Here is a 6088-nt window from a genome sequence, read left to right on the forward strand (position 1 = left end):
GATATCTTGATTCGACCACTTTAGCTGGTAATTTCTTTTTAAAAAATCACCTAAAGCTAATACAGCTACTACCAACAGCCAGTTACTCAACCCTTTTTTAGATTGACTCATTTCCTTGGGGCTCCCATTTGATTAATTTCAGCAATTCTAATTCTTGAGGATTATAAGATTGCAGCCAGTTCCACACCAACACAGTTAGCAATCCTTCACTAATTGCTAAGGGAACTTGAGTAATGGCGAAAATTCCGGCGAACTTGGTAAATGAAGCGAGAAACCCACCAACAGGTGCAGGAAAAGCTAGGGCGAGTTGGATAGAAGTGATAATATAGGTGAGTAAATCTGCGATCGCAGCTGCTAAAAATATGGCGATTTTTTGCTTACCACCCAACTTGATTGTCAGATTATATATCCAGTAAGCCGCAAATGGTCCAGCGATCGCCATCGAAAAAGCATTTGCCCCCAGCGTCGTCAAGCCACCATGCGCCAGTAACAAAGCTTGAAACAACAATACTAAGCTACCCAAAACCGTCATAGTCAGGGGGCCAAATAGCACCGCACCTAATCCCGTCCCTGTTGGGTGAGAACAGCTACCTGTTACAGAAGGGATTTTCAATGCTGACAGCACGAAAGTAAAAGCACTAGCCAAGCCCAGGAGTAGCTTCAGTTCCGGGTTAGCTTGGGTAATGCGAGTCAGACTACGCAATCCTAGTAGAAAAAATGGTAATGCCACAATCCACCAAAAAATTGCCCACTGCACAGGTAAAAAACCTTCCATAATGTGCATGGCGTAGGCGGGTTTGGGTAAACCAATGACTAGATAAAAACTGATAACTACCATCAGGGTTAGACTGACTAACGCCTGTTTTTTTCTGTTCATAATCTGTACCTCGCAGATTTATGTAAACGAGTTGATTCTAACCGGCGGGCATCCTGACTCACCTAATTTTGGTTTACAGTTGCGGGACAGCGCCGGATTTACACCGGACTTTCCCCCTTGCGTCCGATAGCGTAGCGTGGCGTTTAGCCATTGGCTGCTCCCCATCAGAACCGATTGGAGTAACTATATCACCATTACTAATTTTGAACAGCGATTTTTTACCAGGTATTCACAAAGTGTAGATCGCAGTGCAGAAGTGACGTTAACAACTTCAGATGAGCGGACATTGATTGCCTGTGTGAACCCTTACACGGGAGAAGTCTTAGGGGAGCGTGACGAAAATAATAATTTCTAGGCGATTGCTCGTAAGATTCACAGCAGAGTAAGAGGAAAGAAAAAGCGAATTTTTAAATTTCATACTTGAGTTCAGCAACGCCCAGCAACGCCGGAAATTTCAACAAATTGGTGGACTCGGAATTTGTGGGATAGACCTGCGGTTGATATTCCGTGGTGGCAGAGTCCGCCGATGCCGGAAAAAAGCGAAAGAACTGATTTCATAAGGCGATCGCACTCCTGACCAAATCATCAGGTACTTCAAAAAGCCCCAGTTGTCCAATGTAAGGAATCGGTGTAATCTCGCGTGGATTCTCCAGCTTCCAATGGTATTGCCCAGGCATCCCCCAGCCAGACGCAACTTGTGAAAACTTGCAATCAACTATTGTGACAATACCGATGACTTGACCGCGACGTAGAGAGATTAATTCTGGGATTACTAGCCCCATCCCTTGGCAAAATTCTTCCGCTAGCTGATACTCTTTCTTGGTACAGGTTTTTGCAGCGTGAATCAGAATGTCGCCGCGATAATTGATAGGCCAGCCACGGTTTTCTATGTTTTTGAGAGCATAAATGATTGCCCATGCCCAAGGCTGACGAACTGAAAGTGCTTTCATATATCGACCTCTAAAACTTTAAAAAAGTTCATCGCATCAAATTATTTTGCCAAGTTCAAAAATTTCGAGGTCGATAAATCGCATAACATTGTCGCAGTGCCGAGCTTACCGTAAAGCCTGTTTTTCTCAACAATCAACTCAATAGTGCGATCGCTAGGGTCTTTTGTGTAAACAGCATCGCGGTAAAGCATGATTAACTGGTCACAAACCTCAAAGATTTCACCAGAGTTACGTAACAGATGACGATTGGGGCGTTTATCAGCCGTAGTTTGATTCCCCCGATTAATTTGACAGCCCAAGAAAACAGGGATTTTGTGAGACTTAGCAATATCCCGAATCTGGCGGGTAATCTTGCCAACTTCAAAAGCCATATTCCCGCCTGACTCCAGAGGAATCTGTTGCAAGTAATCAATAAACACAGCACCAATAGAACCACTGAATTCGGCAATGGCACGGCGCACCGCACTTGCAATCATTGGGGTTGTAGGGGAGGAATGCTCGTAAACCTTCCAAGGCAGTTCCACCATCTGTCCTATGCCTTGTGCTATTTGTTCCCAGTAACATTGAGTATTGGTTTGAATCATAGAAGCGTCTACGCCTGTGATTCGGGCTAGCATTCGGGCATTGAGTTGATTTTTATCCATTTCTGGAGTTACATACAGAACTGGTTTTCCAAGTTTGGTCATGATTTCGTAAGCATAAGAAATCATAAAATGCGTTTTTCCCATGTGGGATTCAGCAGCTACTACAACTAAACTGCTCGGATAAATGCCACCGGTGATATTTTCGAGGTCGTACCAGCCAACTCTGTCACCTGCCATATTCCCCATCTCCAACTTTTGAAAAAGTTCAATGCCCATGTCTTGTGCTGAGAAAACCTTGCAGCGTTCATCGCTTTGATTTTGGGTAACAGTGAAAACTTCCGCCTCAGCAAGATTTAGTACGAGCGGTAGTTCAGTTTCTGTTTCGTAAGCGAGTTTGACAACTTCATTCCCAGCTTTAATTAACTGCCGCCGTCGATATTTCTCCATCACCAGATCCGCCAAAGCATCAATGTTGACGGCGGATACAGTGCGGTCTACCAGAGTCGCTAATTTGTTTCTGCCACCAATGCGATTGAGCAAATTGTGGTCAGCCAACCATGCGGTGACAGAAAGTAGATCTGTGGGTTGGTATGTAGCATGAAGTTGGACTGCGGCTTGATAAATATCTTTGTGGGCGCTGATGTAAAAGGCTTGGGTCACAAAGCGATCGCTGATTCTAGTCATTGCCTCTGGGTCAAGCATAATCCCGCCCAAAATCGCTTCTTCCGCTTCAATGTTTTGTGGGGGCAAGTTGACTTGATTTCGATCAGGGGCAAAAGAAACTACGTTGTCTTGATTGCTGTACATAATCATGCTCTTAGTGCTAATTTTAACTGCGCTTCAACTTCTCGCAAATTCGTAGAAGATGGTCTGGTGTTGCTCGAAACTTTTGGCTCATTTGCTTTGGCTTGAAGTTTTGCCTTTAGCTCCAGCATTTGTTGGCTGTGCTGATACCCATTAGATGGAACCCGAATGGATTGCTCTTGCTGACGGCGCTTATGGTCTTGTGCCAAAGCATCTTCGAGCGTGATGCTAGTGGTGTTGCTTGGTCTTTTTGCCGTCGCAGTATGCAGTTGGGGTAGGGGTTGTTTCTGTGTTTGCAGTGCTTGGTGATAACGCTGCATCAGGTTCGTCCATCCCCCTTTGGTTTTCTCCCAGGTGTTCATGACTGCGATCGCATGAGTAATTTCGAGTTGTGCCGAGCGTTTAGACTTCGTGGCTAGTTCTTGTGCTAAGAAGTCCAAGACTATCGGGTTGAAATTCTGGTAGAGGTTATTTAGCTTCCTCTGTCCACTGCGCCAAGGTAAAACCCAGCAATTCCACTTGATTGTTTCTCTGACAAGCAGGGGCACAGAATCATCACTCATAGCAGTTGGGTCTGTTAACCAAGCATCAATCAGTTCTTCGACGTTCCGGGCTGCCTTGTAAAGACAGGTTAGTTGCAGCTTCTTATTCGATTGTTCGGATTTCTCGAACGACCCCGCCGCAATAGTTGGTCTACAAGAGGGGTTATCGGTTTGTTGCGAAGAATCGGAATTTTTTGACAACGAAATGAGTTGTTTTGGGGTTGGTTCTTCAAGTTCAATTTCTTTCGTTGTTAAATCAAGTTCTTCTTTTTCACACACACACTCTTGGGTGGGGGGCGCGGGGGGCGTTGCCAGGGGCGCGTCCTTGAGTGGATAGACTTCAATTGGATAATCTTTAATTGGATAATCTTTGGGTGTCCCCCCAGCACTACCGGGGTGTTCCCCCAACACTACCGGGGGTGTTCCCCCAGCACTACCGGGGTGTCCCCCCAGCACTCTTTTGTTGTTTACTGCCTCGGATGAGAGTAGATTGAGTAGATGGAGCAGTAAACCAATCCTCCATATCTGTGAGACTGTAGTGATTTGATGTTTGTAGCCCATCAACACTTCTGCTGGTTTTGTGAATCAAATTCCAAGCAATTAGTTCGTTAACCGCCGCGATCGCTTTTCGTCTTAAACTGTCAGTTGGTGAGTTTGGGAAAGAACCACGAAAACAAGCTTCCCCGATAGATTTGTAGGAAGGGAAAGCATTGTTATCACAACCAGCGCGACGGCACAAATGGCAGTAAACACGATAAGCCTCCATTGTTAAAGGCAAATCATCAAGTTTACTATCCATGTAAATATGGCGTTTTTTTCTGTTATCGCTGAAGCTATCAGTAGTCATTTTTCCTCACCTCTGAAGATACTAAATTTGTTGTTGTTAAACTTGATGTAGTACGAAAGATAAGACAAATATTGAAGTGAAATTGTGTTGGGATCTTAAACATAAGTTATCCACTTCCTGGCTAGTTTAGATAAACAATTTTTGAGTATGGCTAATAAAACACCTCAAACTGAATACGATTCGCCCTGGAAGCAGATGTTGCAGTTGTATTTTGAAGACTTCATGCAATTTTTCTTTCCTCAAGCTCATGCTCAAATTGATTGGAGTAGAGGTTTTGTGTTTCTCGATCAGGAGTTACAGCAGGTAGTCCGGGATGCCGAGTTAGGAAAGCGATTGATAGATAAATTGGTGAAAATTTACCGCATCGGCGGCGAAGAGGAATGGCTATTGATTCACGTAGAAGTCCAAAGCCAAGAAGAAACCGATTTTCCCAAGCGTATGTTTGTATACAACTACCGGATTTTCGACCGTTACAATCGTTCAGTTGCATCCTTGGCGGTACTGGGAGATGACAACATCAAATGGCGACCAAATCAATTTGGTTATGAATTATTTGGGTGTACAGTTGATTTTCAGTTTCCGATAATCAAGCTGTTAGACTATCAACAAAGGAGGAGAGAGCTAGAAGCTAGCCGTAACCCGTTTGCTACGGTGGTGTTAGCTCACTTGGCAGCAGTACAAACCCGCAGTAATAGATTGCAAAGGAAACAATTAAAACTCGCTTTAGTTCGTCGGCTGTATGAGCAGGGGTTTGAACGCGAGGCTGTGATTAACCTGTTGGTTTTTATTGACTGGATGCTGACGTTACCATTGGATTTAGAACTAGAGTTTAAAACAGAAGTTGAACAATTGGAGGCACAAGTGCGTATGCAGTACGTGACATCATTTGAGCGAATTGCTCGTATGGAATCTTTGTTAGAAGGGATTGAAGTCGGTTTGAAACTGAAATTTGGTACTCTTGGTTTAAGCCTATTACCAGAAATTTCCACTCTTGAAGATGTCGAGCAATTAAGAGCAGTTCTTAAAGGACTAGAAACTGCAAGTAACTTAGATGAATTGCGTTCCTTATATCAGCCAACAACCGATACTCCGCCAGAAAATTAGCATTATTTATTTGATATTTGGTTTTCAAGGTTCAGTAGACTTTAAGTGCCGAAATTAGCATTAGTTACGCACTCAATGAAGTACCGTTATCTGCTTCCCCCGATGTGCGGTCTGAAAGTAAGATTAATTCGTGTACTAACGACTTTGTTCGTCTTAGGAACTTGATGCAGATGAGTACTCTGACAACCTGGAAGCATCACCAACAGACTCCCATGCTCCAGCCAGAAGTCAGTCGGCTTCCCCCCGATGGGCTTGATTTGGAATTTACGAACCGAACCCAGACTGATGGATGCGATGGCTGGGTTAAATCCCATCGAAGCTTCACTGACGTGAGTTCGACAAATTAAAAAACAGCAGGAGGTAGTGCAGGTAAGTCTTTA

Annotated in this window: 7 protein-coding genes and 1 riboswitch; of the genes, 1 reads left to right on the forward strand and 6 read right to left on the reverse strand. The window is 44.2% G+C overall.

The window, feature by feature from the left end; translation table 11 throughout:
* Positions 1-97: 97 nt before the first annotated feature.
* The 5 genes from RM368_RS37655 to RM368_RS37675 all read right to left on the reverse strand — a co-directional run bounded on the left by RM368_RS37655 (position 98) and on the right by RM368_RS37675 (position 4604).
* Positions 98-877, reverse strand: coding sequence for an energy-coupling factor ABC transporter permease (locus tag RM368_RS37655; RefSeq protein ID WP_322698788.1), 780 nt, complete (start codon positions 875-877; stop codon positions 98-100).
* A gap of 25 nt (positions 878-902) precedes the next feature.
* A riboswitch (cobalamin riboswitch) is annotated at positions 903-1067 on the reverse strand.
* 364 nt (positions 1068-1431) lie between these two features.
* On the reverse strand, positions 1432-1827 hold the full coding sequence (locus RM368_RS37660) for an ASCH domain-containing protein (RefSeq protein ID WP_322698789.1): 396 nt from the start codon (positions 1825-1827) through the stop codon (positions 1432-1434).
* A 41-nt stretch (positions 1828-1868) separates the two neighbouring features.
* Positions 1869-3218 carry a replicative DNA helicase gene (locus RM368_RS37665; RefSeq protein WP_322698790.1) on the reverse strand — a complete coding sequence of 450 codons (1350 nt, stop codon included), beginning with the start codon at positions 3216-3218 and terminating at the stop codon, positions 1869-1871.
* Positions 3219-3220: 2 nt separating this feature from the next.
* Entirely contained in the window at positions 3221-4213 is a 993-nt protein-coding gene (locus RM368_RS37670) for a hypothetical protein (protein ID WP_322698791.1), read from the reverse strand.
* Positions 4191-4604, reverse strand: a complete 414-nt coding sequence (locus tag RM368_RS37675; RefSeq protein ID WP_322698792.1) for a hypothetical protein — start codon at positions 4602-4604, stop codon at positions 4191-4193. The genes RM368_RS37670 and RM368_RS37675 overlap by 23 nt, the downstream gene beginning before the upstream one ends.
* Positions 4605-4751: 147 nt before the next feature.
* Here RM368_RS37675 and RM368_RS37680 point away from each other — a divergent pair, with 147 nt between their 5' ends.
* Positions 4752-5708 (forward strand): cytosolic protein, encoded by a 957-nt coding sequence (locus RM368_RS37680; protein ID WP_322698793.1) that lies wholly within the window; start codon positions 4752-4754, stop codon positions 5706-5708.
* 86 nt (positions 5709-5794) lie between these two features.
* Here the strand turns inward: RM368_RS37680 and RM368_RS37685 are convergent, their stop codons facing one another.
* Positions 5795-6022: an alpha-ketoglutarate-dependent dioxygenase AlkB gene (locus tag RM368_RS37685; protein WP_322698794.1), complete on the reverse strand. Its 228-nt coding sequence runs from the start codon at positions 6020-6022 to the stop codon at positions 5795-5797.
* Between the last annotated feature and the right edge of the window lie 66 nt (positions 6023-6088).

Source organism: Nostoc sp. DedSLP03 (assembly GCF_034530815.1).
Taxonomy (GTDB): domain Bacteria; phylum Cyanobacteriota; class Cyanobacteriia; order Cyanobacteriales; family Nostocaceae; genus Nostoc.